The following is a 25,331-nucleotide window of genomic DNA, read 5'->3' on the forward strand; positions in this document are numbered from 1 at the left end:
CTCGGGGGTCCGCTGAGCCGCGGGCTCAGCCGGCGGCCCGGGCCAGGTCGGCGGCCAGGTCGCCCCGCGGGCGGACCCCGACACCCGAGAGCCCGAGCCACCCCGCCAGCAGCCGCAGCTCGGCGGTCAGCTCCGCGACCACCTCGGCACGGCGCCCGGCGGCGCTCTCCTCCAGCCAGGCCGACTGGACCCGCAGCACGCCCTCGGCCCGGTCGGCCTTGAGGTCGACGCGGGCCACCAGCTCCTCGCCCAGCAGGAACGGGTAGACGTAGTAGCCGTAGCGGCGCAGGTGCTCGGGGACGTAGATCTCGATCCGGTAGTGGAACCCGAACAGGTCCAGCAGCCGTCCCCGCTCGAAGACCATGGAGTCGAAGGGGCTCAGCAGCGCCCGTCCCTCCACCCGGCGGGGCACCCGGGCGGCGTGCCACAGCCAGTGCGGGCGCTCCAGCCCCCGGACGGCCACGGGGACGAGCTCGCCGGTCTCCACCAGGTCGGCCACCGCCGGGCGGACCACGGCCCGCTTGAGCCGGAAGTAGTCGGCCAGCGCCCGCTCGTCGGCCACCCCCAGCGCGGCGGCGGAGCGGCGGACCAGCTCGCGCACCGCCTCCTCGGGGGTCGGCGTGGGTGCGGCGAGCACCGTCGGCGGGAGCACGCGCGACGGCAGGTCGTAGACCCGCTCGAACTGGTCGTTGCGGCGGGCGGCGGTGATCTCGCCCGACCAGAAGAGCCACTCCAGGCAGACCTTGACCGAGGACCAGTTCCAGCCCCAGTGCTCGCGGGAGCGCTCCTCCTCGTGCTGGATCTGCCGGGCGGTGAGGGGCCCCCGCTCGGCCACCTCGGCCCGCACCCGGTCCAGCAGCTGCGGGTGCTCGGCCTCGACCCGGCGGACCCGGCCCCAGGCCTCCTCGGCGGCCGCCGCCATCCGCGGCCGCAGCGCCGGCTGCAGCCGGACGTCGACCAGCGACGCCTCGTGCGCCCAGTACTCGAAGAGCCGGCGCGGCCGCCGCGAGGACGCCCGGGTCAGCAGCTCGTCGTCGTAGGGCCCCAGCCGGGAGAAGGCGGGCAGCCGGTGCGCGCGGGCCACCACGTTGACCGAGTCGATCTGCAGCAGCGCGAGCCGGTCGACCAGCCGCTGCAGGTCCCGCGTGCCGGGCGCCCGGTCGGGCCGCCCGGTCAGCCCCTGCGCGGCCAGCGCCGCACGGCGGGCCTGACCGGCACCCAGCGTCACCCGCGGTCGGTCCGGAGCTGGCGTCACGACCAGCAGGGTAGCGAGCGGGTGCGGCAGACTGGCGTCGACAGGAGGAGGACCCCGTGACCGACGCCGACGCCACCCGGGTGGCCGTCTACATCGACTTCGACAACATCGTCATCTCGCGCTACGACCACGAGCACGGCCGCAACGCCTTCTCGCGCGACCGCTCCCGCCAGCGGGAGAGCGGCGCGCTGGAGCCCGGCCCGGAGATGGCCGAGCGGCTGGACCAGGCGGTCGTCGACGTGGGCGCCATCATCGACTTCGCCTCCTCCTACGGCACCATCGTGCTGACGCGGGCCTACGCCGACTGGTCGGCCCCGGTGAACGCCCGCTACCAGCGCCAGCTGGTGGGCCGGGCGGTCGACCTCGTGCAGCTCTTCCCTGCCGCCGCCTACGCCAAGAACGGCGCCGACATCCGGCTGGCCGTCGACGTGGTCGAGGACATGTTCCGGCTGCCGGACCTGACCCACGTGGTGATCGTGGCCGGCGACTCCGACTACGTGCCGCTGGCCCAGCGCTGCAAGCGGCTGGGCCGCTACGTCGTGGGGGTCGGCGTGGCCGGCTCCACCAGCAAGTCCCTCGGCGCCGCCTGCGACGAGCTGGTCACCTACGACGCCCTGCCGGGGATCAGCGCCCAGCCCGAGGAGCCGGAGCAGGAGCCGGCCGAGGACAGCCAGCCGTCCGAGGCCGGCTCGGACGCGGCGCTGGGCCGGCGGGCGGCCACCGCGCTGCTGGAGCGGGCGCTGCGGCTGGGTCACGAGAAGAACGACGAGGAGTGGCTGCACGCCTCGGAGGTCAAGACGCAGATGAAGCGGATGGACCCCTCCTTCAGCGAGAAGGCGCTGGGCTACCGCTCCTTCTCCGACTTCCTGCGCTCCCGCAACTCCGTCGCCGACCTGGAGGAGCGCGACCAGACCCGGCTGGTGCGGCTGCGGCCCGAGCGCGCCCGCTGAGCAGCCGCGACCTCACGTCGGCGCCCGCGCCGGCGTCCTCGGGGTGAGGAGGAGATGATGACCACCACCCACACCGTGCTCGACTCGCCCCTGGGACCGCTCACGCTGGTGGCCCGTGACGGGGCGCTCTGCGCTGTGCTGATGAGCGAGCACCGCCAGTCCCGGCTGCTGCCCGGGGAGCGCCGGGACGCCGACTTCGTGGCCGCGGTACGCCAGCTCGGGGAGTACTTCGCCGGCGAGCGGCGGGAGTTCGAGCTGCCGCTGGCCCCGGCGGGGCCGCCCTTCGACCAGCGGGTGTGGGCCCTGCTGCGCCGCATCCCCTACGGCGAGACCCGCAGCTACGGCGACCTCGCCCGTGAGCTGGGCGGGGCGGGGTTCTCCCAGGCGGTGGGCCGGGCCAACGGCCGCAACCCGCTCGCCGTCGTGGTGCCCTGCCACCGGGTGGTGGGCGCCGACGGGTCGCTGACCGGTTACGCCGGTGGCCTGGAGCGCAAGCGTGCGCTGCTGCACCTGGAGAACCCCGCCCGCTTCGGCGAGACCCTGTTCTGAGGCCCGGGCGCCTGCTCAGAGGTCAGGCGCCCGTTCCCGGCTCAGGCGGTCGCGGCGGCTCCCACCTGCTCGGTCTCGAGGTGGATGACGCCGTAGTCGTAGCCGTGGCGGCGGTAGACCACGCTGGGCAGGCCGCTGGCGGCGTCGACGAAGAGGTAGAAGTCGTGGCCGACCAGCTCCATCTGGTCCAGGGCCTGGTCGAGGGTCATCGGGGCGGCGGTGTGGGTCTTCTCCCGCACCACCAGCGGCCCGTCGCCCTGCACCTCCATGCCGGCCACGGTGCGCACGTCGCTCTCCTCCGCCGCCGGCGTCTCGCTCGGCATCTGGTGCAGCATGGCCACCTCGCGGAGCGGGCGGCGGCCGTTGCGGTGCTGCACGGCGCGGCGGTCGTGGGCCCTGCGGAGCTGGGCGGTGAGCTTGTCCAGGGCGCGCTCGAAGGCGGCCGTCTTGTCGTGCGCGCAGGCCTCGGCGCGCACCGCCGGGCCCTTGCTGATCAGGGTGATCTGCACGCAGGTGTCCTGCTCCGGCCTGTGCGCCTTGTCGGCGGAGACCTCGACCTCGACGCGGATGACACGCTCGCGAAGTCGTTCGATGCGGGTGATCCGCTCCTGGACGTGGGAGCGGAAGTCCTCCGTCAGGGAGCAGTGGCGACCTGACACGACAACATCCATGGTGACCTCCGGTGTGGGTGGGGGATGCTCCGGCGGCGGCCAGGACGCATCCCGCGCCCTGGGACCGACGGAGACGACGACGACGCCCCGCCCGGCCTGGCACGTCCCGGGACCGGGAGGTGCGTCGACAGCCGGAACAGGGGCGCCATGCAGCAACGTTAGTGCAGCCCCCAGGAGCCGGGAAGGGCGGGGCGGTCGGGTGACCACGTGCTGGTCGCGGGGCCCCGCGTCACCCAACGCTTACACCGGGCACCGCTTGGCAACACGGCCGTAACAGACGGGCGCTCCGTTCGAAACACGGCTGCCCAACGATGCTCGACATGGAAATTGATACCGGTGACACCGCCTGGGTCCTGGTCTCTGCCGCGCTGGTTCTGCTGATGACCCCCGGTCTCGCACTGTTCTACGGCGGCATGGTCCGGTCCAAGAGCGTTCTGAACATGATGCTGATGAGCTTCGCGAGCCTCGGCGTGATCGGGGTCCTGTGGGTCCTCTTCGGCTACAGCATGACCTTCGGCAGCTCGGTGGGGAACGCCCGGATCGTGGGCAACCCGCTGGAGTACCTGGGTCTGGAGGGGCTGATGAGCCCCGACGCGGTGGCCGGGACGGTCCCCGCCCTCGCCTTCGTCTCCTTCCAGGCGGTCTTCGCCATCATCGCCGTCGCGCTGATCTCGGGCGCGATCGCCGACCGGGCGAAGTTCGGCACCTGGATCGTCTTCACCGTGGTGTGGGCCACCCTGGTCTACTTCCCGGTGGCGCACTGGGTCTTCGCCTTCGACGCGACCGACGACGCCGGCGCCGTGACCACCTACGGCGGCTGGATCGCCAACTCGGTGCAGGCCCTCGACTTCGCCGGTGGCACCGCCATCCACATCAACGCCGGTGCGGCCGCCCTGGCCCTGGCGCTGGTGGTCGGCAAGCGGATCGGCTTCGCCAAGGAGCCTATGCGGCCGCACAACCTGCCCCTGGTCATGCTGGGCGCGGGCCTGCTGTGGTTCGGCTGGTTCGGCTTCAACGCCGGCTCCGCACTGGGTGCCAACACGCTGGCCTCGGTGGCCTTCGTCAACACCATCGTGGCGACCTCCGCCGCCATCCTGGGCTGGCTGCTGCTGGAGCGTCTCCGCGACGGCCACCCGACCAGCCTCGGCGCCGCCTCCGGCGTGGTGGCCGGTCTGGTCGCCATCACCCCGGCCGCCAACTCGGTCTCCCCCGTCGGCGCCCTGGTCATCGGGCTGGTCGCCGGCGTGGCCTGCGCCGCCGCGGTCGGGCTGAAGTACCGCTTCGGCTACGACGACAGCCTCGACGTGGTGGGCGTCCACCTGGTCGGTGGTCTGGTCGGCACCCTGCTGATCGGCTTCCTGGCCCACCCGCAGTCCCCGGCCGAGGTGGCCGGGCTGTTCTACGGCGGCGGGTTCGACCAGCTGGGCCGGCAGGCGATCGGCGCCTTCGCGGTCCTCGTCTACTCCTTCGTGGTCACGCTGCTGATCGCGCTGCTGCTCAAGGCCGTGATGGGCTGGCGGGTGCCGGCCGAGGCCGAGAGCGACGGCATCGACGGCGACCAGCACGCCGAGTCCGGGTACGACCTGCACCCGCTCCGCGGCGGCAGCGGGATGATCGCCACGGCGACCGCCGCGGGGAGCACCCGCGCCACCTCCGCCGAGGCCGCCCCGACCAAGAGTGAGGAACTGGCATGAAGCTGATCACCGCCATCATCAAGCCCCACCAGCTGGAGTCCGTCCGCGACGCCCTGGAGCGGTTCGGCATCTCCGGGATGACCGTCAGCGAGGCCAGCGGCTACGGCCGCCAGCGGGGGCACAGCGAGGTCTACCGCGGTGCGGAGTACACCGTCGACTTCATCCCCAAGATCCGCCTGGAGGTGCTGGTGGACGAGCCGGACGCCGCCAACGTCATCAACCTGATCGTCCAGCAGGCGCGGACGGGCCGGATCGGCGACGGCAAGGTCTGGGCCGTGCCGGTCGACGAGGTCGTCCGGGTCCGCACCGGCGACCGCGGTCCCGAAGCCCTCTGAGGCTGGTCGATGGGTCTGCGCGACCTCCGACTGCACCTGGCCAGCGCCCTGGGTCTGTCGACCCCGGGCGCTGGCTCTGTGCTGAGGACCACCACCGCCGACCGCACCCTCAGCTGGCTGCAGGAGCTGTGGACGTCGGCCACCGAGGGCCACGAGCAGCCGATCTCCGTCGGCTCCGGGGTCGCCCTGGCCTGCACCGGCAGCCTGGCCCGCGGGGACGGCGGCCCGCTCAGCGACCTCGACCTCGTGCTGCTGCACGACGGCCGGGCGATGAGCCCGACCGACCTGGCCGAGGTCGCCGACCGGCTCTGGTACCCGCTGTGGGACTCCGGCGTCGGGCTGGACCACTCGGTCCGCTCCGCGGCGCAGTGCCGCCAGGTGGCCTCCGGCGACCTGGCCGTGGCGGCCGCCATGCTCGACCTGCGACCGGTGGCCGGTGACGAGAAGCTGGTCACCAGCGTGAGCAGGCAGCTGGCCGAGGACTGGCGGGCCCAGTCGCGCAAGCGGCTGCCCGAGCTGGTCGAGGCCGTGGCCGAGCGCCACCGCGGCGCCGGCGACCTCTCGCAGTCCCTGCAGCCGGACCTGAAGGAGGCCCGCGGCGGCCTGCGCGACATGGTGGTGCTGCAGGCGCTCACCCGCTCCTGGCTGGCCGACCGCCCCCACGGGGCCCCGGACCGGGCCTACGCCCAGCTGCTGGACGTCCGCGACGCCCTGCACGTGGTCACCGGGCGCAGCCGCACCATCCTGGCCAGGGAGGACCAGCAGCCGGTGGCCGAGCTGCTGGGTCTGGAGGACGCCGACGAGCTGCTGACCGTCGTCTCCAGCGCGGCCCGGGTGGTGCACCAGGCGCTGTACACCACGATGCGCAGCGCCCGGCAGTCCCAGCAGGCCCGCGCCCGCCGGATCGGGCCGCGACGCCCCCAGCTCGAGCCGCTGGGCCACGGCCTCTACCTGCACGAGGGCGAGGTCGTGCTGGGCCGGGGCAGCGACCTGGACGACCCGCTGCTGGTGCTGCGGGCGGCGGTGGCCGCCGCCTCCCGGGGGCTGCCCCTCGGCCCGGCCACGGTGACCAACCTCGCCACCCAGGGCGCCCAGCTGAGCCACCCGTGGCCGCCTGCGGCGCGTGAGCTGCTCGTGGCCCTGCTCGACACCGGCGACGGCCTGCTCGAGGTCTGGGAGGCCCTGGACCAGGCCGGCGTGGTGCAGCGCTGGCTGCCCGCCTGGACGGCCGTCCGCAGCCGCCCGCAGCGCAACGGCGTCCACCGCCACACCGTCGACCGGCACCTGCTGGAGACGGTGCTGCAGGCCTCCCGCGGACCCTCGCCGAGGTCGCGGCGCGACCTGCTGCTGGTGGCCGCGCTGCTGCACGACATCGGCAAGGTCCGGGGCGCGCAGGACCACAGCCGCAGCGGCGAGCCGCTCGCCCGAGCCGCCGCCCTCGACCTCGGCTTCTGCGCCGCCGACGCCGACCTGGTGGCCCGGCTGGTGCGCGAGCACCTGACGCTGATCGGGCTGGCCACCAGCCGCGACCCCACCGACCCCCAGACGCTGACCGAGGCCGCGGCGGCGGTGGACGGACGGGTCGAGGTGGTGGACCTGCTGGCGGCGCTGACCGAGGCCGACGCCCGGGCCGTGGGCGGCACGGTGTGGACGCCCTGGCGGGCGACCCTGCTGCACTCACTGACCGCCCACCTGCGCGCGTCCCTGGCTCGCGGCGACGACGGCGGCCCCGGCCCGCACGGCGCCGGCCAGGGCTGACGCCCGCGCCGCCTCGGCCAGGCTGGCTCCGGTGCTGACCACGTCGTCGACCAGCAGCCAGGCCTCCCCCGCCAGCGCGGCGCGCCGGGTGGTCAGCGCCCCGGCCAGGTTCGCCCGCCGCTCGACGGCGCCGAGCCCGGCCTGGTCGGCGACCCGGCGACGGTGCACCAGCCGGCGCCCGGTGCGGACGTCGAGGCCCTGCCGCCGCAGCCAGCGGGCCGCCTCCACGCCCAGCCGGGCGGTGGTGTCTAGCCCCCGGGCGCGGACCGCGGCCGGGGTCGAGGGCACCGGGACGAGCAGCACCGGTCCGGCCCACCCCGAGGCGTCCAGCGCCGCCGCCACCGCCAGCCCGAGCCGGCGACCCAGCGCCGGGGCCAGCCACCAGGCCTGGCGCTCCTTGTAGGCGGTCACCAGCTCCCGGGTGGTGCCCTGGTAGACCCCGGCGGCGTGCACGGCCAGCGGCGAGAGCCCGTGGAGGGGGCGCCACCGGTGCAGCCGCCCGGCCGCCAGCTCGGCCTCGCAGCCCGGGCAGCACCCGAGCCCCGGACGGCCGCAGCCGGGGCAGCGCGCGCCGACCAGCAGGTCGGCGGCCGCGTCCACCCACTCCCCCACCCCGACAGCCTCCCCCGGCCCAGCCGCCGCCGGCAGGGGTCGCGGCGGGATCTGTGGACGGCGGCGCTCAGCCGGGGTAGGCGGCCGCGGTCACCTCCGAGAGCACCTCGGGCCAGCGGTAGTCCCCCTGGTGCAGCCACAGCTGCCCGTCGGGGCCGACCGCGGCCGCCCGCGGGTTGGTGGGGCTGGGCGAGACCTGCAGCGAGTCCGGGCTCCACCCGCCGGAGCCCACCTGCTGCATCTCGGCGCCGTCCTGGTCGACCAGCCACGGCAGCGACTGGCGGTCGGCGTCGCTGCGGGCCAGCAGCATGAAGGTGGTGGCGTCGGCCCACTCGACGTCCTGCACCACGGTGAGCTCGCGGCCGGTGGCCGAGACCAGCGGGATGCTGCGGTAGGAGTCCACGCCGACCTCCTCCCCCCGGCGGACCAGGGCCAGCCCCAGCTCGGTGCCGCCGTCGACCCGGCGGACCACGGCCATCCGGGTGCCGTCGGGCGAGATGCGGAAGGCCACCACCTCCGAGTCCTCCAGCTCCGGGGCGCGCACCGGGCGCAGCTCCCCGTCGACGACCACGTGCAGCTGCGAGCTGCCCCGGCGCCGCTCCACCAGCCACAGGTCGTGGTCGCGGCTGAACTGCGGGGTGAGCAGCCCCTCCGCCCCGGACAGCACGGTGGTCAGCGGCGCACCGGGCAGGGTCTCGGCGACGTCGACGCGGGTCCGGTCCTCGCTCACCACGGCGACCTCGCCCCCGGGGGTGGGGGCGACGGCCATCGAGGCCACGCCCCGTCCCAGCGTCCCCAGCGGACCCTCGACCGGCACCGGCTGCAGCGAGCCCTGCACCTCCACCAGCCGGCTGACGCCCTCGGCCCGTGCCAGGTACAGCTGGCTGCTGAGCCCGGCCGGCACCGGCGCCAGGTGCTCGTAGGCGTCGACCGAGACCGTCCCGTCGGCGCGCTGGCCCGGCACCACGTAGGGGGCACCGTCGACCAGGAACCGCACGGCGGTGGTCTGCGGCAGCTGGCGCAGCGTCCACACCACCTGGGCGGCCATCCGGCTGCGCTGCTCGGCGGTGAGCTGGTTCACCGCGTCGTTGAGCGAGACCTCGGCGACCCCCTCGGCGGTGGTGGGGATGGACAGCCCGAGCTGGGTCTGGGCGGGCAGCGCCGACACGACCGCCGGCTCGAGCCACTCGGTGGGGCCGTCGAGCAGCGCCTCCACCAGGGTGGTGGCCGACTGCTGGCCCCGCGCGACGTAGATCGGGTCGGGCACCACGGTGGTGAAGGTGGGGTCGAAGAAGAAGACGTCGAAGCCGTTGTAGAACCGCTCGAACAGGTACTGCGACACCAGCAGCCCGGGCGGCGGGTTGCCGATCCGCCACTGCCCCTGCGCGTCCTGCTCCATCTCGAAGTCGATGCGGTAGCGGCTGTCGGAGTGGGTGTAGGCGCCGTCGGGGCCCACCACGCCGACCAGCGGGGCGTCCAGCACCACGCTGGTGCCGTTGCCGACCGGCGAGGCCTCGCCGTAGACCAGCACCGCCTGCTCGGGCCGCCACTGGTCGCGGACGTCCTCGCTGAGGTACTCCCGGGCCACCGAGTACTCGGTGCGGTAGTCGGCCATCGCGTGCAGGAACCCCTCGACGACCAGCTGCGGGGAGGCGCCGGCGGCCGGCGGCTCCGGCTCGATCTCGACCGGACCGCTCGGCGCCGAGCTCGGCGGCTGACCGGCCTCGACCGGCCCGTCGGTGGGCACGCTGAGGCAGGAGCTCAGCAGGGCCGCGAGCACCGGGAGGGCGACCAGCCACCACCGGCCGCGGGACGCGCCGCTCACCGGGCCCCCTGCTGCTGCACCTCGGAGGCGGGCCGGGCCGGCTCCAGCGCGGGCAGCGGCAGGTCCACCGGGGCCAGCGGCAGCGGCGAGCGGTGCAGCGCCTGGCCCCGGCTGCGGGGCACGGTGAGCCGGAACTGCGCCCCGCGGCCCGGACGTCCCCAGGCGTGCAGCCAGCCGTCGTGCAGCCGGGCGTCCTCCAGCGAGATGGCCAGGCCGAGCCCGGTGCCGCCCACGGTGCGCGCCCGCGAGGGGTCGGCGCGCCAGAACCGGTGGAAGACCTGCTCGGCCTGCTCGGCGGCGAAGCCGACGCCGTGGTCGCGGACGGCCACCGCCACCGCGTGCTCGTCGGCGGCCACCGAGATGTCGATCGGGCGGCGCTCGCCGTGCTCGATGGCGTTGGTGATGAGGTTGCGCAGGATCCGCGCGATGCGCCGCGGGTCGACCTCGGCGGTGCAGGGACCGGCCGGGCGGAGCAGCCGCAGCGGCGTCCGGGCCCGGGCGGCGAAGGACTGCTGGGCGGCCATCTCCCGCTCCACCAGGTCGACCAGGTCGTGCTCCTCCAGCGCCAGCACGGCGGCGCCCGCGTCGAAGCGGGAGATCTCCAGCAGGTCGCCCAGCAGCTGCTCGAAGCGGTCCACCTCGTGGTACAGCAGCTCGGCCGAGCGCGCCTCCACCGGGGCGAAGTCCTCCCGCGCCTCGTGCAGCACCTCCGCCGCCATCCGCACCGTGGTCAGCGGGGTGCGGAGCTCGTGGCTGACGTCGGAGACGAACTGCTGCTGCACCCGCGAGAGCTCCTCCAGCCGCACGATCTGCTGCTGCAGCTCCGAGGCCATGTGGTTCATCGAGACCGCCAGGCTGGCCAGGTCGTCGGTGCCCCGCACTTCGAGCCGGTCGTCGAGGTGGCCGGCGGCCAGCCGCTCGGCGGTCAGCCGGGCCTCGCGCACCGGGTCGACCACCTGCCGGGCGACCAGGGCCGCGACCACGGTGAGGGCGAGCACCAGCAACGTCCCGGTGGTGGCCACCGCGCGCTGGACGACCTCCAGGGTGGCCAGCTCGTCGGTCAGCGGGAACAGGAAGTAGATGGCGTAGCGGCCGGCCCCGGGGGCCAGCAGGGACCCGCCGACGGCGACGCCGGGGACCGCCTCCGAGCCGTCGGTCCAGGTGATGCGGGTGGGGGTGACCCAGGTGCCCTCCTCCTCGGCCACCTGCAGCCGCAGCGTCTCGGGGACGCTGGCCGCCGAGACCCGCGGGGAGCGGATGTCGGACACCGGGCCCTGCACGACCACCTCGTACTGGCCGCTGGTGGCTCCCCGGTTGGCCACCTCGACGGTGAGCCGGGTCAGCACCTCGTTGACGTTGGAGGTGGCGAGGTCGGCGGCCTGCAGCGAGCGCTGGGCGGTGTCCATGGCCACCGCCGCCTCGGCCAGCGCCGACTCCTGCTTGCTGCTGAGGATCCCCTCGGTGGCCTGCTGCATCAGCAGGAAGCCGCCGAGCAGCATCACCACCGTCGAGGCGGCCAGCGTGGAGGCGATCACCCGCAGCGGCAGCGAGCTCCACCACAGCCGCACCGGCGCGCCCTGCAGCCGCGCCCACCGGGAGGGGGTCGCCGGCTCGGCCCGGGGTGGCTCGACCCGGGACGGCTCAGCCCCGGCTGGTGCCGTCACCGGCCTTGTACCCGATGCCGCGCACGGTCACCACGATCTCGGGCCGCTCGGGGTCGCGCTCGATCTTGGAGCGCAGCCGCTGCACGTGGACGTTGACCAGCCGGGTGTCGGCGGCGTGCCGGTAGCCCCACACCTGCTCGAGCAGGACCTCCCGGCTGAAGACGCGGCGGGGGTTCTTGGCCAGCGCGAGCAGCAGGTCGAACTCCAGCGGGGTGAGCGAGATCTCGCGCCCGGCCCGGCGCACCGAGTGCCCCTCGACGCTGATGGTCAGGTCGCCGACGCGCAGCTCGTCGTCGCCCGGGGCCGACGGCAGCCGCCGCAGCCGGGTGCGGATCCGGGCCACCAGCTCCTTGGCCTTGAACGGCTTGGCCACGTAGTCGTCGGCGCCGGCCTCCAGCCCGGCGACCACGTCGATGGTGTCGGAGCGGGCGGTCAGCATCACCACCGGCACCCCGGACTCGGCCCGCAGGTCGCGGCAGACGTCGACCCCGTCCCGGCCGGGGAGCATCAGGTCGAGCAGCACGAGGTCGGGCTGGTGGGTGCGGAAGGCGTCCAGGGCCTCGTCGCCGTGGCACACCCAGACCGGGTCGAAGCCCTCCTGGCGCAGCACGATCTGCAGCATCTCGGCCAGGGCGGCGTCGTCGTCGACGACCAGGATGCGGCTGCGCTGGCTCGGGGACCTGGTCTCCGACACGTGCCCTCCGTTTCGCTCGGCCGCCTCACCGGACGCGGTGCGGCGGCGCTCCCGCTCGGCATCCTACGCGCGCCCGGACGGGGCAGGCGTGCGCGCGAGGCCCGCCGCGCTGGCCCCCGCCGTGGGAGACTGCGCCCGTGACCGCCCTGCCACCCCCGCCGGGAGCGTCGCGGGCGCGCCCGGAGGTGGCCCGGGCGGCGGAGCAGGCGCTGCTGCCGCTGCGGCCGCTGACCCTGGGCGAGATCCTCGACGCCGGCTTCTGGGTGGTGGTGCGCAACGCCCGCGCCATGGTGGGGCTGCCGCTCGGGGTGGCGGTGCTGCAGGGGCTGTTCGTGCTCACCCTGCTCTGGCTGTGGCGTCTGCTCGGCCAGCACACCTCGCAGCTGGTCGCCGGGGTCGTCGTCGTGCTGGTGGCCCTGCTGGGGCTGCTGGCCGGAGGCGTGCTGCTGGTCTGGCTGACCGCCGTGCTCTCCCGGTTCAGCCTGCGGACGGTGCTGGGTCCCGGCTTCGCCCCCACCACCACCTCGATCGGCTGGCGGCAGAACCTCCGGCTGCTGGGGCCGATGACGGGGTTCGCCGTGCTGGCCACGGTGCTGCTGGCGGTGGTGTCGTGGCTCAGCTCCTTCGTCAGCGTGCTGGCGCTCCCGCTCACCGTCACCGGTGACCCGGTGCTCGCGGCCGCCGGGTCGCTGCTCGCGCTCGTGCTGATGGCCGGCGTGGCCTGCTGGGGCTACAGCTACCTGCTGCTGGCCGTCCCGGTCTACGCCCTCGAGTCGGCGTCGGCGCCCAGCTGGATCGGCCGGCCGCGCCGCGAGACGTGGATGCCGGTGGCCTTCGTCCGGGCTCTCGTGCTGGTCGGCGGACGGCAGGTGCTGCGGGCGCTGGTGCTGACCGGCGCGGTGATCGGCATGGTCTCGGCCGCGTTCTGGGCGGTGGTGCTGGCGGCGCTGGTGGCCGTGGCGGTCTACGGCCCGGTGCTGCCGGTGTCGGCGGCGGACGTCGGGGCGCTGGCCGACCGTCCCGGGACGTGGTTCGTGGCCGGCAGCCTGCTCACCGTGCTGCTGGGCTGCGTGCTGCCCTTCGCCGCCTCCACCCAGACGGTGTTCTACCTGGACCTGCGGATGCGCCGCGAGGGGCTGGACGTGGCGATGCGCTTCGACTGCGTGCAGGTCCCCCAGCCGACCGCGGCTCCCGGCATGGTGCGGCCGTGATCCCCCTCGACGTCCCGGTCGAGACGGCCCGCGAGGAGGCCCGCCGGCTGGTGGCCGAGGAGCTGGCGCGGGCCCGCTACGACATCGAGCGGCCCGCCTGGCTGGACCGGCTGCTGCAGCGGGCGGTCGAGCTGCTGGAGTCGCTGCTGCGCCGGGTCGGGGACCTGGTCGAGTGGCTGGTGGAGCTGTTCCCCGACGGCGGCGGGCGGAGCGGCGGCGGCGACTCCGGCGGCTGGCTGGTGGCCGGCGTGGTCGTGCTGGTGCTGGCGCTGGCCCTGCTGCTGTGGCGGGTCGGGCTGCCGCAGCTCAACCGCAGCAGCCGCGACGCCCGGGTCGGCACCCACGTCGAGGTCTCCCCGCAGGACTACCGGACGCTGGCCGAGCAGGCCGCCGCCGCCGGCGACTGGACCCGTGCCGTCGTGGAGGAGTTCCGCGCCCTGGTGCGCGAGCTCGAGCAGCTGACGGTGATCGACCCGCGGCCGAGCCGCACCGCCACCGAGGTGGCGTGGCGGGCGTCGGTCGTGGTGCCGGAGGCGGAGGCGGACCTGCGCCGGGCGGCGGCGGCGTTCAACGACGCCGTCTACGGCGGCCGGCCCGCCGGGGCCGGGCAGTGGGAGGAGCTGCGCGCCACCTCGGCCCGGGTCCTCGCCGCCGCCCGGCAGGTCGACCTCGGCGAGGTGCCGGCGTGAGGCGGCACCGTGCGTGGCTGCGGCCGGTGGCCCTGCTGCTGGCGGCGGCGCTGGTGCTGGTGGTGGTGGCCGGGCTGCTGGGGCGCGGCGAGCGCCGCAGCGGCGACCCCCGCTCCACCCGTCCCGACGGCACCGCGGTGCTGGTCGCGGTGCTGGCCGGGCAGGGCGTGGACGTCCGGGTGGCCGGCTCCGTGGCCTCCGCCGCCCGCGGCGCCCGGTCGCCGTGGACGCTCGTGGTCAGCCACCCCGACGACCTGCGGGCCGACGAGTGGCAGCGGCTGCTGGCCGCGGGCCCCAGCGAGCTCGTGCTGCTCTCCCCCGGCGCGGACAGCGTCGCGCGGCTCGACCTGCCGGTACGGGTGACGCCGCTGCTCGCGCCCCAGGTGGCGGACCCCGGCTGCGACGACCCGGCCGCCGCCCGCGCCGGCAGCACCCGCTCCGCGGCCGCCGACCTGGCCTACGCCGCCGCCGACCGGACCGCCGGCTGCTACGGCTACGGCCGCAGCGGCTGGGGCTCGCTGCGGCTGCCCGTCGGCGCCACCGGCGTCCACCTGCTGGGGACGGGCTGGGCCAACGCCGAGCTGCTGGACGAGGGCAACGCCTCCTACGCGCTGCAGTCGCTGGGCCGGCACGCGGAGCTGGTCTGGCTGCCCGCCCCCGAGCCCCGTCCGGAGCCGGAGGCGGAGCCGGCGGCGTCCCCCTCGCTGCTGCCGCCGTGGTGGCAGCTGGCGGTGCTGCAGCTGCTGGCCGCCTTCGTCGCGCTGCTGCTGTGGCGGGGCCGCCGGCTCGGACCGGTCGTCACCGAGGGGCTGCCCGTGGTGGTGCCGGCCGGTGAGGCGGTCGAGGGCCACGGCCGGCTGTACCACCGGATCGGGGCCCGTGAGCACGCCGCCGAGGTGCTGCGCCGCGCCACCCGCGCCCGGCTGACCCGCCGCCTGGGCCCCAGCGACCCGCTGGCCCTGGTCGAGGTGGTGAGCACCACCACCGGCGCCGACCGCGACCGGGTGCGTCGCGTGCTGGCCGGACCGCCGCCCGCCGACGACGACGAGCTGGCCCGCCTCGCCCGGGAGCTGCGCGAGCTCGAGGAGGCGACCCGCGCCCCGTGACCGCACCAGCCGACGACCGACCCCCCACCTCCCCTCCGACACGCCGTCTCCCCCCATGCCCGCCACGCCGCAGCCAGGAAGGGCCGCCATGACCCAGACCGACCACCAGCCGTCCACCGCACGACGGGCGCTCGGCGAGATCCGCACCGAGGTCGCCAAGGCCGTCGTCGGCCAGGAGACGGCGGTGACCTCGCTGCTGATCTGCCTGCTCTGCCGGGGCCACATCCTCTTCGAGGGCGTGCCGGGGACGGCCAAGACGCTGCTGGTGCGCAGCTTCGCCGCCGCTCTGCAGGTGGACACCAAGCGGGTGCAGTTCACCCCCGACCTGATGCCCGGGGACATCACCGGCTCCCTGGTCTACGACAGCCGGACCGCCGAGTTCGCCTTCCGCGAGGGGCCGCTGTTCACCTCGCTGCTGCTGGCCGACGAGGTGAACCGCACCCCGCCGAAGACCCAGGCCGCCCTGCTGGAGGCGATGGAGGAGCGCCAGGTCACCCTGGACGGGCGGCCGCGCCGGCTGCCGGAGCCGTTCATGGTGGCCGCCACCCAGAACCCGGTGGAGTACGAGGGCACCTACCCGCTGCCGGAGGCCCAGCTGGACCGGTTCCTGATGAAGGTGACCATCGACCTGCCGCCGCGCGAGGCCGAGCTGGAGGTGCTGACCCGCCACTCCCGCGGCTTCGACCCCTCCGACCTGGCGGCGGCCGGGGTGCGCGCGGTGGCCGGGCCCGAGGACCTGCTGCGGGCCCGCGAGGAGGTGCGGCGGGTGGTGGTCCACCCCGCGGTGCTGGCCTACGTGGTCGACGTGGTCCGCGCCACCCGCCAGTCGCCGTCGCTGCGGATGGGTGTCTCCCCCCGCGGCGCCACGGCGCTGCTGAACGCGGCCCGGGCCTGGGCGTGGCTGTCGGGGCGGGAGTACGTCGCCCCCGACGACGTCAAGGCGCTGGCCTTCCCCACGCTGCGTCACCGGATCAGCCTCCGCCCCGAGGCCGAGCTCGACGGGCTCACCGCCGACGCCGTGGTGGAGTCGGTGCTGGCCACGGTCCCGGTGCCGCGGTGACCGCCACCCCACGCCCCGCCGGAGCCCGGCCGTGGTGCTGACCTGGCGGCCGCTGGCGCTGCTGCTGCTCACCCTGCCGCTGGTGGTGTGGCTCCGCACCGGCTGGGCCCCGCTGGTGACCGTCGGTGCGACCGCGGCCGTGGTGGTCGCGGACCTGCTGCTGGCCCCGTCGGCCCGCCGGCTGCAGGTGCGCCGCAGCGGCGACACCTCGGTCCGCCTCGGCGAGCAGGCGCAGGTCCACGTCACCGTCGCCCACCCCGGCCGGCGGACGGCCCGGTGCCGGGTCCGCGACGCCTGGGTGCCCTCGGCCGCGGCCCGGGGCGGGGTGGGGACGATGGTGCTGCCTCCCGGTCAGCGGCGCCGGCACACCACCACGCTGCACCCCACCCGCCGGGGCGACCGGCGCAGCGGACCGGTCACCGTCCGGGTGCTCGGCCCGCTCGGCTTCGCGGGACGCCAGGCCGACCACCCCGCTCCCTGGACGGTGCGGGTGCTGCCGCCGTTCACCAGCCGCAAGCACCTGCCCAGCCGGCTCAACCGGCTCCGCGAGCTCGAGGGACGCACCCTGCTGCTGCAGCGCGGGGAGGGGACGGAGTTCGACAGCCTGCGCGAATACGTCCCCGGCGACGACGTCCGCTCCATCGACTGGCGCGGCACCGCCCGCTCGACCACCGTGGTGGTCCGCACCTGGCGCCCCGAGCGGGACCGCCACGTGCTGGTCGTCGTCGACAGCGGCCGCGCCTCCGCCGGCCGGGTGGGCGACCAGCCACGGCTGGACCTGGCCATGGACGCCGCCCTGCTGCTCGCCGCGCTGGCCAGCCGGGCCGGTGACCGGGTGGACCTGCTGGTCGCCGACCGCCAGGTCCGGGCCAGCGTGCAGCGGGTGGGTGCCCCGGAGCTGCTCTCGGCCATGGTGCAGGCGATGGCCCCGGTCGAGCCGTTCCTGGTCGAGACCCACCACCGCAGCCTGGTGGGCGAGATCACCTCCCGGGTCGGGCAGCGCTCGCTGGTCGTCGTGCTGACCGCGCTGGACGAGGCCGCGGTCACCGAGGGCCTGCTGCCCGCGCTGGCCCCGCTGCTGCGACGCCACCGGCTGGTGGTCGGCGCCGTCGCCGACCCGCGGGTCGAGGAGCTGCTGACCCGCCGGGACTCCCCCGCCGACGCCTACGCCGCCGCGGCCGCCGAGGTGGACGGCGAGCGCCGGGCCCGTACCGCGCGGGCGCTGCAGCAGGCCGGGCTCACCGTGGTGCAGGCGCCGCCGGAGCGGTTCGCCCCGGACCTGGCCGACCACTACCTCGCCCTGCGGCAGGCCGGCCGGGTCTAGCGCCCGACCGCCGGCGGGGACCGCGGCTCAGTCGTTGCCCTCGTCGCCGACCTCGACGGTGTCGGTGCGCTCCTGGTTGGAGCGGTCGACGCTCTCGGGGGTGTGACCGGTCTGCGGCAGCTGCTGCGGCTGCTGGGTCTGCTGCTCGGGGTCGGGCGCCGGCGGGGTGATCGGCGCCGGCGGCGCGGTGGGGGCCCCGGGCCGCATGTCCTGCATCGACTCGCTGCTGGCCACCGGCCAGCTGGGGGTGCTCAGCACCTTCGCCTCCGGCACGGTGGTCTCCATCGCCGTGCGGGCGTCCCCCGCGGGGTCGCTCCACACGCCGTCCCCGCTGTGGTAGCTCTTCAGCGTCTCCAGGTATCCCTCGAGGTAGTAGCGGGTGTTGTAGACGCGGTTGCCGAAGGTGGTGCCCGAGTCGTCGCCGGGGAGCGCGTCGACGGCGTCGGTGAGCCCCTCCACGTCGTTGAGGATGGCGGTGTAGACCCCGCCCAGCACGGCCGCGGCCTGCTCGACCCCGTAGGCGGCGGTGGCGACGTGCCCCTTCAGGTCGGCCATGGCCTGCACCTGGTCGGGGAGCTTCTTGCCGTAGGCCTCGGCCCCCGGTCCGGTCCAGTGCATCCGGGCCTGGCTGGTGGCGATGGTGTTCTCGTGGTCGCCGAGCTTGGCGGTCACGTCGTCCTTCCAGACCACGGCGGCGTCGTAGACCAGCTTGGCCTTGCTGACGTGCCCGGCGAACTCGTCGGTCCAGTAGCCGTGCAGCTCGTCCCAGGCGGTGTTCATCTCCGCGACCAGCTCGTCGAAGCGGGCCCAGACGGCGTCCTCCTCGTCGCCGGAGGTGGTGAACCAGCCGTTGTACTCCTCGTCGAGCTTGTCCATCACCGCGTCCATCTCGTCGCGGTCGCGCTGCTCGGCGGTGGCCGTCATCTCCTTGAGGGCCTGCCAGGCCTCGGTCAGCTTGCCCGGCATGGCCGACCAGCTGGAGAAGTCAGGGGTGCTCATCGTGTGCTCCTCGGGGCTCAGACGGCGTACGGGGTGCGGCTGCGGGGCCGGGTCTGCGGCGTCGGGTCGGCGGCCGGCGGCGGGGCGTCGTCCCCGGTGCTGGCGCCGGCGTCCTGCTCGTTGCTGCGCTCGGTCTCGTCGTACTTGTCGGCGGCCTTGGTCAGCGCGTTGGCCATGCCCTCGAACTCGGCGGCGCCCTTCTCCAGGTAGCGCAGCACGTCCGAGCGCAGGTTGGTGTAGCTGGTCGACAGGGTGTGGACGAAGGCGAAGTCGGTGTAGGTGACCTCGGTGCCGGACTCGTGCTGGCTCTTGGCCTCCTTGTAGGCCTGGCTGGCCTCGTGCCAGGTCTTGGCCTCGGCCCGCAGGTCGTCCACGGCCACCTGGCGGTCCACCGCGCCGAGGCCACCGCCGCCGGCACCACCGCCACCGCCACCACCGGGCATGCCGCCTCCGCCGGGCAGGCCGCCGCCTCCGCCGGGGGCGCCGCCTCCGGGGCCGCCGAGGTCCGGCATGGCCGGGCCGGACCCCGGCCGGTCGCCGAGGGAGTCGGGGTCCAGACCGCCCGGGTCGACCGCACCGGGGCCGGGCCGGGTGCCCGGGGTGTAGGGGCTGAAGTCCTGCTCGGGCACGGAGGTGTCCGGGGTGGGCGGCGTGGTGGAGCCGCCGGGCGTCCAGGGCTGGCCGTCGGGGCGGCCGGGCGTCCACGGCTGGTAGCCCGAGGGTCCGGAGCCGGCGCCGTAGTCGGAGCCGGTGCCGTGGTCGGCGTCGATGTCGTCGGGGATGCCGTCGCCGTCGGCGTCGCCGCCGCCGAAGGAGGTGTCGGTGCCGCCCCCGGCGCCGCCGACGCCGGCTGCGCTGGTGCCGGCGCCGGCGCTCAGCGCCGAGCCGCCCGCACCACCGCCGGGGACGCCGCCGATGCCACCCGCGCCGGAGGGGATGCCACCGCCGCCGCCCGGTAGACCGCCCACGCCGGGGCCGCCGCCCGGCACCCCGCCACCGGGGACGCCGAGACCGGCGCCGGCCGATCCGGGTCCACCCGGGCCGGCCACCGGGGAGCCCGCCACGGCGGCTCCGCCGAGGCCGGCCGCCTGGGCGTTCTGTGCGCCCGCCGGACCGCCGCCCCGGGTGCCGCCCATGGCACCCATCGGCGGCATCATCATCGGGCTGGCCCCGCCGCCGGAGCGGGACCCGGCGCCGTCCTGCTCGTGGGGGTTGATCAGACCCTCGTAGAGGTCGACGTCCTCGAGCTCGTCGTCACCGCCGATGCCGGCGAAACCGGATCGGGTGACCCGCTGGGGCTCGTGCTCGCTCATGCTTCCTCCGCAGGTGTGGGGACGGTTCAGGGCAGGCGGCCGCTGAGCAGCGACAGCAGCTCCCGGCGGTGCTCCAGGCGGCGCTCCACCAGCCGGTCGAGCTCGCCCGGCTCGTACCGCGGCGGCTGCCAGGCGTCGTAGGCGGCGGTCATGGCCTGCTCGAGGGCGGCGGTCAGCTCGCTCACCCGGGCGTGCTCGTGTGCCCACTGCCGGTCGACCTCGACGCGCTGCACCGGGCCGGCGGCGGCGAGCACCACCCGGACGCGGCCGTTGGCGCTGCGGCCCTCGGCGAGCGGGCTGCTCAGGGTCGCCCGCTCCACCTCCTCCGGCGGCCGGGCGCGGAGCCGGGCGCTCTCCTCCGACAGCGCCAGCGTGGTGTCCAGCAGGGTGTTGAAGGCGGCCCAGTCGATCGACCGGTCCCCGGGTGCGCGGCGGGGCCCGGACGGCAGCTCCAGGGCGGCGAACCCCGCTGCCACCGGGCCGCGGGGCGGGCCGAGCTGGCCGCGCCGGCAGGCGACCACGACCGCCGCCCCGAGCTCGACACCGGCCCGCTTCAGCCGCTCGCGCCAGCGGGTGGAGACACGCAGCTCGAGCACCCGGAACCGGTCCTCGTCCAGGCGGACGGAGACCGCGCCGCTGGGGTCCGAGATCAGGCCGTCCTCGCCGTCCGCCGGGTCCGGCAGGACGTCGACCGGGGCCGCGGCGGGCCCGACGGGGCCGGGACCGGGCGCGGCGGCGGACGGGAGGTCGCGGGTGGGGTCCAGCGGGTCGTCCTCGAGGGACTGGTCGGTCCAGATGCTCATCGCAGAACTCCCTGGGGTGCGGCGGACGTCGTCCAGTCTGGCAGCCGGGGAGGTCAACCCGGCCCCGGTGCAGCGCCCCCGCGCGGGGCTCAGTTCAGCTCGGGGGTGTCGGTCCAGGTGCTCAACCAGGCCAGCCGTCCGGGCTGGCGACGCAGCACCCGCCGCCACATCGGCACCGGGTCGGGGCCGAAGACGTCGTCGTAGCGCGAGGGCACCACGTGCCAGTACCCCTCGGCCAGCTCGCCCTCCAGCTGGCCGGGCTCCCAGCCGGCGTACCCGGCGAAGATGCGCAGGTCGTCGTAGGCCCCGGCGACGATCTCCAGCGGGGTGTCCAGGTGCAGCAGCCCGACGTTGTCGTAGAGCCGGCGCCAGCCCGGCGGCTCCTCCCCCACGTGCGCGACCGCGGCCACGCAGATGGCGCCGTTGGGCGAGACCGGACCGCCGTGGAAGAGCACCCGCGGGTGGCTGACCCGGTCCACCCAGTCCGGCAGCACCGAGGCCAGCGACAGCTCGGAGAGCTTGTTCACCATCACGCCCAGGGCGCCGTCCTCGTCGGCGTCGAGCACGAGCACGACGCTGTGGTCGAACTCGCCGCCGCTGAGGCCGGGGCTGGCGACCAGCAGGTCTCCGGGCTTGGGTCGGGTCGGCGTCACGGGCGGTCCTCAGAGGAGGGGGTCGGTCGCCACCTCGGGCAGCTCGGCCGAACCGCCGGCCGCCTCCCGGACGGCGGCGGCCACGCGGTCGTGCACCTCGGGGTGGAAGACGCTGGGCATGATGTAGCTGGCGTTGAGCTGCTCGTCGCCCACCACCGAGGCCAGCGCCCGGGCGGCCGCGATCAGCAGCCCCATCGAGATGTCGTGGCTGCGGGCGTCCAGCAGCCCCCGGAACACCCCCGGGAAGGCCAGCACGTTGTTGATCTGGTTCGGGAAGTCCGACCGGCCGGTGGCCACCACCTCCGCGTGCAGGGCCGCCTCGGCCGGGTCGATCTCCGGCGTGGGGTTGGCCAGCGCGAACACCACCGACCGCTCGGCCATGGTGGCGACGTCGGCGGCGTCGATCACCCCGGGGGCGGAGACCCCGATGAAGACGTCGGAGCCGGCCAGCGCCTCGCGCAGGGTGCCGGTGAACCCCTCGGGGTTGGTGTGCTCGGCGATCCAGCGCAGGTTGTCGTTCATGCCGGCACGGTCGCGGTGGACGACCCCCTCGATGTCGGCCACGACCACGTGGCGGGCGCCGGCGCTGATCAGCACCTTGAGGATGGCCGTGCCGGCCGCACCGGCCCCCGACATCACGATCCGGGCGGTCGGCAGCTCCTTCTCCACCACCCGCAGGGCGTTGTAGAGGGCAGCGAGCACCACGATGGCGGTGCCGTGCTGGTCGTCGTGGAAGACGGGGATGTCGAGCAGCTGGCGCAGCCGGGCCTCGATCTCGAAGCAGCGGGGGGCGGAGATGTCCTCCAGGTTGATGCCGGCGAACCCGGGCGCCACGGCGCGCACCACGCGGACGATCTCGTCCACGTCGGTGGTGTCCAGGCAGAGCGGCCAGGCGTCGATGTCGGCGAACCGCTTGAACAGCACGGCCTTGCCCTCCATCACCGGCATCGCCGCCAGCGGGCCGATGTCGCCGAGCCCCAGCACCGCGGTGCCGTCGGTGACCACCGCGACGGAGTTCCGCTTGATGCTCAGCCGGCGGGCGTCCTCGGGGTTCTCCGCGATGGCCATCGAGACCCGCGCGACACCGGGGGTGTAGATCATCGACAGGTCGTCACGGGTGCGGATCTGGTGCCGGGGGGCGGTCTCCAGCTTGCCGCCGAGGTGCATCAGGAAGGTCCGGTCCGAGACCCGGCCGACCTTGACCCCGGGGATCTGCCCCAGCGCCTCCACCACCTCGGCGGAGTGCTCGGTCGAGCTGGCGCCGATGGTGACGTCGATCTGGACCTGGTTCTGCCCCGAGTCGGAGACGTCGAGGGCCGTGATCGCACCGCCGGCGGCCTCGACGGTGCGGGTCAGCTGGCTGACCGCCGCGCCGCCCGCCGGCGCGAGGATGCGGACGGTGATCGAGTAGGCCACCGACGGGGTCTTCGCACGCGCAGGAGTGGTCACCCGCGTACTCTTGCACGTCCCGTCCCCCTCACCTAAGGGGACACCACGGGAGCAGGACCGGCCCGGATCAGCCCGGCTCGCGGCCGGCGCTCCCGGCACCGCCGGCGGCTCCCACGGCGAGGCGGCTGAGCGCGATGACGCCGGCACCTGCCGCCATGACCACCACCGCGATGGCCAGCGCGTACGCGGCCACGGTGAGGTAGCCCCGGTCGGGGTCGAGGAAGGGGTACGGGACCCAGCCGTCGCCGGCACCGCGGAGGAGCACCACCACCAGCCACACCACGGGGTAGACCGCCAGGTAGCCCCACACCCGCCACGGCAGCCGGCCACGGTCGGCGACGAGCACCCAGTCCAGCAGGGCGTGCACGGGGGTGACGAGGTGCAGCACCGCGTTGGCCCAGGCCAGCTCCACCCCACCGGCGAGTCCGGCCAGCAGGGTGTTGTAGACCACGCCGACGACCACGATGTACGTGGTCGCCGCCGCACGCGCGACCACCAGCCACCGTGGCACCGGCCGGTCGCGCAGAGCCAGCAGGGCGGTGGCCAGGTAGACCGCCGCCAGCAGGAGGTTGCTCTGCACGGTGAAGTAGCCGAAGAAGTTGAAGGGGTTGACCGGCCCGCGGGCTGCCGAGACGACCAGCGTCGCCGCGACCGCCGCGGCCACGGCCGCCACGACGGCCAGCCGCACGACGGCGACCGCGATCCTCATGCGCGGAGGCTAGCGCAGCCGGGACGGCCGCACCGGACGGCGCGTGGCCTCAGCCGGCGTTGTGGACCATCCGGACGGGTTCGCGCAGCCCCATCACGGCCTCGGTCATGCGGACCGCGTCCACCGTGGCCGCGACGTCGTGGGCGCGCACCACCCGTCCTCCCGCGAGCACGCAGGCCACCGTGGCGGCCAGCGTCCCGGCCAGCCGCCCGCTCTTCTCGCGGTCGAGCACCTCCCCCACGAAGTCCTTGTTGGACACCGCGACCAGGGTCGGCAGACCGGCCCGGGTGAACCGGTCGAAGCCGGCCACCAGCTGCAGGGTGTGCCGGGTGTTCTTGTTCAGGTCGGGCCCGGGGTCGAGCAGCAGCTGACCGTCCGGCACCCCCGCCGCCCGGGCCCGGTCGGCCACCGTGGTGAGGTGGTCGGCCACCTCCGCCACCACGTCGACGTAGGTCGGCGGCGCGGCGAGGTGGCGTCCCGGGGCGGCCAGGGAGTGGGTCACCACCAGCTGCGCGCCGGTCGCGGCGGCCACCTCGGCGGTCCGTGGGTCGTGCAGCCCGGAGGTGTCGTTGATGATGCCCGCCCCGGCGCCCACCACCGCCTCGGCCACCGCCGCCCGGGTGGTGTCGACCGAGAGCACCACGTCGCTGTGGCGGACGACCTCGGTCACCAGCGGCAGCACGCGGTCCAGCTCCTCGGCCGCGCTGACCGGCTCCGCGTCGGGCGAGAAGGGCACCCCGCCGACGTCGACCATGTCGGCCCCCGCCTCGGCCGCGGCCAGGCAGGCCTCCACCGCCGCCTGCAGGGGGAAGGTCCGGCCGCGGTCGAAGAAGGAGTCCCGGGTGCGGTTGACGATGGCCATCACCGCCACCCGGGCGTTGAAGTCGAAGGTGCGCCGTCCGATCCTGCGGACCGGCGCCACGCTGACGGGCTCGACCAGGTGGATGGGCACGGCGCCATCCCACCACAGCCGGCCGGCACCCGCCGGTCCTTGCCGCGGGGCGCGCGGGGTGGCACCGTGCAGAGGTGCGCGACTCCGACCAGCCACTGCCCCCGGCCCCCGCGGCGGCCGCTCCCCGGACCGCCCTGCGGCGGCTGACGCCGCGGGACGTGCCGCTGGGCGGGCCGCGGGCGATGTCGGTGCGGCGCACCCTGCCGCAGCGGGAGCAGTCGCTGATCGGCGCCTGGTGCTTCGCCGACCACTACGGTCCCGACGACGTGGCCACCACCGGCGGCATGGCGGTGCCTGCGCACCCGCACACGGGTCTGCAGACCGTGTCGTGGCTGTTCAGCGGCAGCATCGAGCACCGCGACACCCTGGGCACGCACGCCCTGGTGCACCCCGGCGAGATGAACCTGATGACGGCCGGGCGGGGCATCGCCCACTCCGAGCACTCCACGCCGGAGACCTCCGTGCTGCACGGCGTGCAGCTCTGGCTGGCGCTGCCCGCGGCGCACCGGCGCACCGCGCCCGCCTTCGAGCACCACGTCCCCGAGCCCTTCACCGTCCCCGCCGACGGCTCGGGCGACGTGCGGATCAGCGTGTTCCTCGGCGAGCTGCTGGGCCGGCGCTCGCCGGTGCGCACCTTCACCCGGCTGGTGGGTGCGGAGCTGACGCTCCCCGCCGGCGCGGTCCTGACGCTCCCGCTGGCGGTCGACTTCGAGCACGGGCTGCTCGTCGACACCGGCGCGCTGAGCGTGGACGAGCTGGCCGCCGAGCCGGGCGAGATGGTGCACGTCCCGCTCGGCGCCGAGCAGGTGCGCCTCGGCGCCGGGGACGCCCCCGTCCGGCTGCTGCTGCTCGGCGGGGAGCCGCTGGGCGAGCAGGTGGTGATGTGGTGGAACTTCGTCGGCGTCGACCACGACGAGGTCGCCCGGGCCCGCGAGGACTGGCAGGCCGAGCGGGAGGTCGCCGGCGGCGAGCGGTTCGGCAGCTTCCCCCCGGCGTGGCCGGGCAGCCTGCCGGCCCCGGTGCTGCCGCCGCTGCGGCTGCGTCCCCGCGGCTGAG

At 75.5% G+C, this 25,331-nt stretch carries 24 protein-coding genes; 11 read left to right on the forward strand and 13 right to left on the reverse strand.

Annotated features, from left to right (window positions below; all coding sequences use genetic code 11):
• Positions 1 to 25: 25 nt before the first annotated feature.
• Complete coding sequence (locus tag GC722_RS15500) at positions 26 to 1,255, reverse strand: winged helix-turn-helix domain-containing protein (RefSeq protein ID WP_331714934.1); 1,230 nt, start codon at positions 1,253 to 1,255, stop codon at positions 26 to 28.
• 56 nt (positions 1,256 to 1,311) lie between these two features.
• Here GC722_RS15500 and GC722_RS19375 point away from each other — a divergent pair, with 56 nt between their 5' ends.
• Positions 1,312 to 2,205 carry an NYN domain-containing protein gene (locus tag GC722_RS19375; protein ID WP_331714935.1) on the forward strand — a complete coding sequence of 298 codons (894 nt, stop codon included), beginning with the start codon at positions 1,312 to 1,314 and terminating at the stop codon, positions 2,203 to 2,205.
• Positions 2,206 to 2,262: 57 nt separating this feature from the next.
• Positions 2,263 to 2,754, forward strand: coding sequence for a methylated-DNA--[protein]-cysteine S-methyltransferase (locus tag GC722_RS15510; RefSeq protein ID WP_156611607.1), 492 nt, complete (start codon positions 2,263 to 2,265; stop codon positions 2,752 to 2,754).
• A 41-nt stretch (positions 2,755 to 2,795) separates the two neighbouring features.
• Here GC722_RS15510 and hpf read toward each other — a convergent pair whose 3' ends face one another.
• Positions 2,796 to 3,413, reverse strand: coding sequence for a ribosome hibernation-promoting factor, HPF/YfiA family (hpf, locus tag GC722_RS15515; RefSeq protein WP_331714936.1), 618 nt, complete (start codon positions 3,411 to 3,413; stop codon positions 2,796 to 2,798).
• A 323-nt stretch (positions 3,414 to 3,736) separates the two neighbouring features.
• Here hpf and GC722_RS15520 point away from each other — a divergent pair, with 323 nt between their 5' ends.
• Genes GC722_RS15520 through GC722_RS15530 form a run of 3 tightly spaced genes read left to right on the forward strand, consistent with a single transcriptional unit; the run spans position 3,737 to position 7,212 of the window.
• Complete coding sequence (locus tag GC722_RS15520) at positions 3,737 to 5,119, forward strand: ammonium transporter (protein ID WP_197430198.1); 1,383 nt, start codon at positions 3,737 to 3,739, stop codon at positions 5,117 to 5,119.
• Positions 5,116 to 5,454: a P-II family nitrogen regulator gene (locus tag GC722_RS15525; protein WP_156611612.1), complete on the forward strand. Its 339-nt coding sequence runs from the start codon at positions 5,116 to 5,118 to the stop codon at positions 5,452 to 5,454. Before GC722_RS15520 ends, GC722_RS15525 begins: the two co-directional genes overlap by 4 nt.
• A 9-nt stretch (positions 5,455 to 5,463) precedes the next feature.
• The gene (locus GC722_RS15530) at positions 5,464 to 7,212 is read left to right on the forward strand and encodes a [protein-PII] uridylyltransferase family protein (protein WP_156611615.1); all 1,749 of its coding nucleotides are present in this window, start codon (positions 5,464 to 5,466) and stop codon (positions 7,210 to 7,212) included.
• Here the strand turns inward: GC722_RS15530 and GC722_RS15535 are convergent.
• From GC722_RS15535 to mtrA, 4 genes are all read right to left on the reverse strand, one after another.
• Complete coding sequence (locus GC722_RS15535) at positions 7,132 to 7,824, reverse strand: ComF family protein (RefSeq protein ID WP_197430199.1); 693 nt, start codon at positions 7,822 to 7,824, stop codon at positions 7,132 to 7,134. The two genes, GC722_RS15530 and GC722_RS15535, sit on opposite strands and share 81 nt — an antisense overlap.
• Positions 7,825 to 7,891: 67 nt before the next feature.
• Positions 7,892 to 9,649: a GerMN domain-containing protein gene (locus tag GC722_RS15540; protein WP_156611617.1), complete on the reverse strand. Its 1,758-nt coding sequence runs from the start codon at positions 9,647 to 9,649 to the stop codon at positions 7,892 to 7,894.
• A complete protein-coding gene (mtrB, locus tag GC722_RS15545; RefSeq protein ID WP_331714937.1) occupies positions 9,646 to 11,313 on the reverse strand; it encodes an MtrAB system histidine kinase MtrB in 1,668 nt (555 codons plus the stop codon). Before mtrB ends, GC722_RS15540 begins: the two co-directional genes overlap by 4 nt.
• Positions 11,291 to 12,007 (reverse strand): MtrAB system response regulator MtrA, encoded by a 717-nt coding sequence (mtrA, locus tag GC722_RS15550; RefSeq protein ID WP_331714938.1) that lies wholly within the window; start codon positions 12,005 to 12,007, stop codon positions 11,291 to 11,293. The genes mtrB and mtrA overlap by 23 nt, the downstream gene beginning before the upstream one ends.
• A 137-nt stretch (positions 12,008 to 12,144) precedes the next feature.
• On the opposite strand from mtrA, the gene GC722_RS17890 reads away from it, so the two are divergent.
• The 5 genes from GC722_RS17890 to GC722_RS15570 all read left to right on the forward strand — a co-directional run bounded on the left by GC722_RS17890 (position 12,145) and on the right by GC722_RS15570 (position 17,397).
• A complete protein-coding gene (locus GC722_RS17890; RefSeq protein ID WP_197430200.1) occupies positions 12,145 to 13,218 on the forward strand; it encodes a hypothetical protein in 1,074 nt (357 codons plus the stop codon).
• On the forward strand, positions 13,215 to 13,907 hold the full coding sequence (locus GC722_RS19380) for a DUF4129 domain-containing protein (protein ID WP_197430201.1): 693 nt from the start codon (positions 13,215 to 13,217) through the stop codon (positions 13,905 to 13,907). Before GC722_RS17890 ends, GC722_RS19380 begins: the two co-directional genes overlap by 4 nt.
• Positions 13,904 to 15,013, forward strand: a complete 1,110-nt coding sequence (locus GC722_RS15560; RefSeq protein ID WP_156611621.1) for a DUF4350 domain-containing protein — start codon at positions 13,904 to 13,906, stop codon at positions 15,011 to 15,013. The genes GC722_RS19380 and GC722_RS15560 overlap by 4 nt, the downstream gene beginning before the upstream one ends.
• An 88-nt stretch (positions 15,014 to 15,101) precedes the next feature.
• Positions 15,102 to 16,073 carry an AAA family ATPase gene (locus GC722_RS15565; protein ID WP_197430202.1) on the forward strand — a complete coding sequence of 324 codons (972 nt, stop codon included), beginning with the start codon at positions 15,102 to 15,104 and terminating at the stop codon, positions 16,071 to 16,073.
• Positions 16,074 to 16,104: 31 nt separating this feature from the next.
• The gene (locus tag GC722_RS15570; protein WP_331714939.1) at positions 16,105 to 17,397 is read left to right on the forward strand and encodes a DUF58 domain-containing protein; all 1,293 of its coding nucleotides are present in this window, start codon (positions 16,105 to 16,107) and stop codon (positions 17,395 to 17,397) included.
• 27 nt (positions 17,398 to 17,424) lie between these two features.
• On the opposite strand, the gene GC722_RS15575 is transcribed toward GC722_RS15570, so the two are convergent.
• The 7 genes from GC722_RS15575 to folP all read right to left on the reverse strand — a co-directional run bounded on the left by GC722_RS15575 (position 17,425) and on the right by folP (position 24,275).
• A complete protein-coding gene (locus GC722_RS15575; protein ID WP_156611625.1) occupies positions 17,425 to 18,396 on the reverse strand; it encodes a hypothetical protein in 972 nt (323 codons plus the stop codon).
• A gap of 17 nt (positions 18,397 to 18,413) precedes the next feature.
• Entirely contained in the window at positions 18,414 to 19,709 is a 1,296-nt protein-coding gene (locus GC722_RS17900; RefSeq protein ID WP_197430203.1) for a hypothetical protein, read from the reverse strand.
• 26 nt (positions 19,710 to 19,735) lie between these two features.
• Positions 19,736 to 20,512, reverse strand: a complete 777-nt coding sequence (locus tag GC722_RS15585) for a hypothetical protein (RefSeq protein ID WP_156611630.1) — start codon at positions 20,510 to 20,512, stop codon at positions 19,736 to 19,738.
• An 89-nt stretch (positions 20,513 to 20,601) separates the two neighbouring features.
• The gene (locus GC722_RS15590) at positions 20,602 to 21,165 is read right to left on the reverse strand and encodes a YqgE/AlgH family protein (RefSeq protein ID WP_331714940.1); all 564 of its coding nucleotides are present in this window, start codon (positions 21,163 to 21,165) and stop codon (positions 20,602 to 20,604) included.
• A 9-nt stretch (positions 21,166 to 21,174) separates the two neighbouring features.
• On the reverse strand, positions 21,175 to 22,614 hold the full coding sequence (locus tag GC722_RS15595; RefSeq protein ID WP_331714941.1) for an NAD-dependent malic enzyme: 1,440 nt from the start codon (positions 22,612 to 22,614) through the stop codon (positions 21,175 to 21,177).
• Between the two features lie 67 nt (positions 22,615 to 22,681).
• Positions 22,682 to 23,323 carry a Pr6Pr family membrane protein gene (locus GC722_RS15600; RefSeq protein WP_156611632.1) on the reverse strand — a complete coding sequence of 214 codons (642 nt, stop codon included), beginning with the start codon at positions 23,321 to 23,323 and terminating at the stop codon, positions 22,682 to 22,684.
• 49 nt (positions 23,324 to 23,372) lie between these two features.
• Positions 23,373 to 24,275: a dihydropteroate synthase gene (gene folP / locus GC722_RS15605; RefSeq protein ID WP_331714942.1), complete on the reverse strand. Its 903-nt coding sequence runs from the start codon at positions 24,273 to 24,275 to the stop codon at positions 23,373 to 23,375.
• A gap of 74 nt (positions 24,276 to 24,349) precedes the next feature.
• On the opposite strand from folP, the gene GC722_RS15610 reads away from it, so the two are divergent.
• Positions 24,350 to 25,330, forward strand: coding sequence for a pirin family protein (locus tag GC722_RS15610; protein ID WP_331714943.1), 981 nt, complete (start codon positions 24,350 to 24,352; stop codon positions 25,328 to 25,330).
• Position 25,331: the final 1 nt, after the last annotated feature.

Origin of the sequence: Auraticoccus cholistanensis (assembly GCF_009742705.1) — a bacterium.
Taxonomy (GTDB): domain Bacteria; phylum Actinomycetota; class Actinomycetes; order Propionibacteriales; family Propionibacteriaceae; genus Auraticoccus; species Auraticoccus cholistanensis.

What these genes read in the sequence shown, in the direction of transcription:
- GC722_RS15510 (WP_156611607.1), top strand. Translation starts at nt 2,263, where the DNA reads ATGACCACCACCCACACCGTGCTCGACTCGCCCCTGGGACCGCTCACG.
- GC722_RS15520 (WP_197430198.1), top strand. Translation starts at nt 3,737, where the DNA reads ATGCTCGACATGGAAATTGATACCGGTGACACCGCCTGGGTCCTGGTC.
- GC722_RS15525 (WP_156611612.1), top strand. Translation starts at nt 5,116, where the DNA reads ATGAAGCTGATCACCGCCATCATCAAGCCCCACCAGCTGGAGTCCGTC.
- GC722_RS15530 (WP_156611615.1), top strand. Translation starts at nt 5,464, where the DNA reads ATGGGTCTGCGCGACCTCCGACTGCACCTGGCCAGCGCCCTGGGTCTG.
- GC722_RS15565 (WP_197430202.1), top strand. Translation starts at nt 15,102, where the DNA reads ATGACCCAGACCGACCACCAGCCGTCCACCGCACGACGGGCGCTCGGC.
- GC722_RS15575 (WP_156611625.1), bottom strand. Translation starts at nt 18,396, where the DNA reads ATGAGCACCCCTGACTTCTCCAGCTGGTCGGCCATGCCGGGCAAGCTG.
- GC722_RS17900 (WP_197430203.1), bottom strand. Translation starts at nt 19,709, where the DNA reads ATGAGCGAGCACGAGCCCCAGCGGGTCACCCGATCCGGTTTCGCCGGC.
- GC722_RS15585 (WP_156611630.1), bottom strand. Translation starts at nt 20,512, where the DNA reads ATGAGCATCTGGACCGACCAGTCCCTCGAGGACGACCCGCTGGACCCC.
- GC722_RS15600 (WP_156611632.1), bottom strand. Translation starts at nt 23,323, where the DNA reads ATGAGGATCGCGGTCGCCGTCGTGCGGCTGGCCGTCGTGGCGGCCGTG.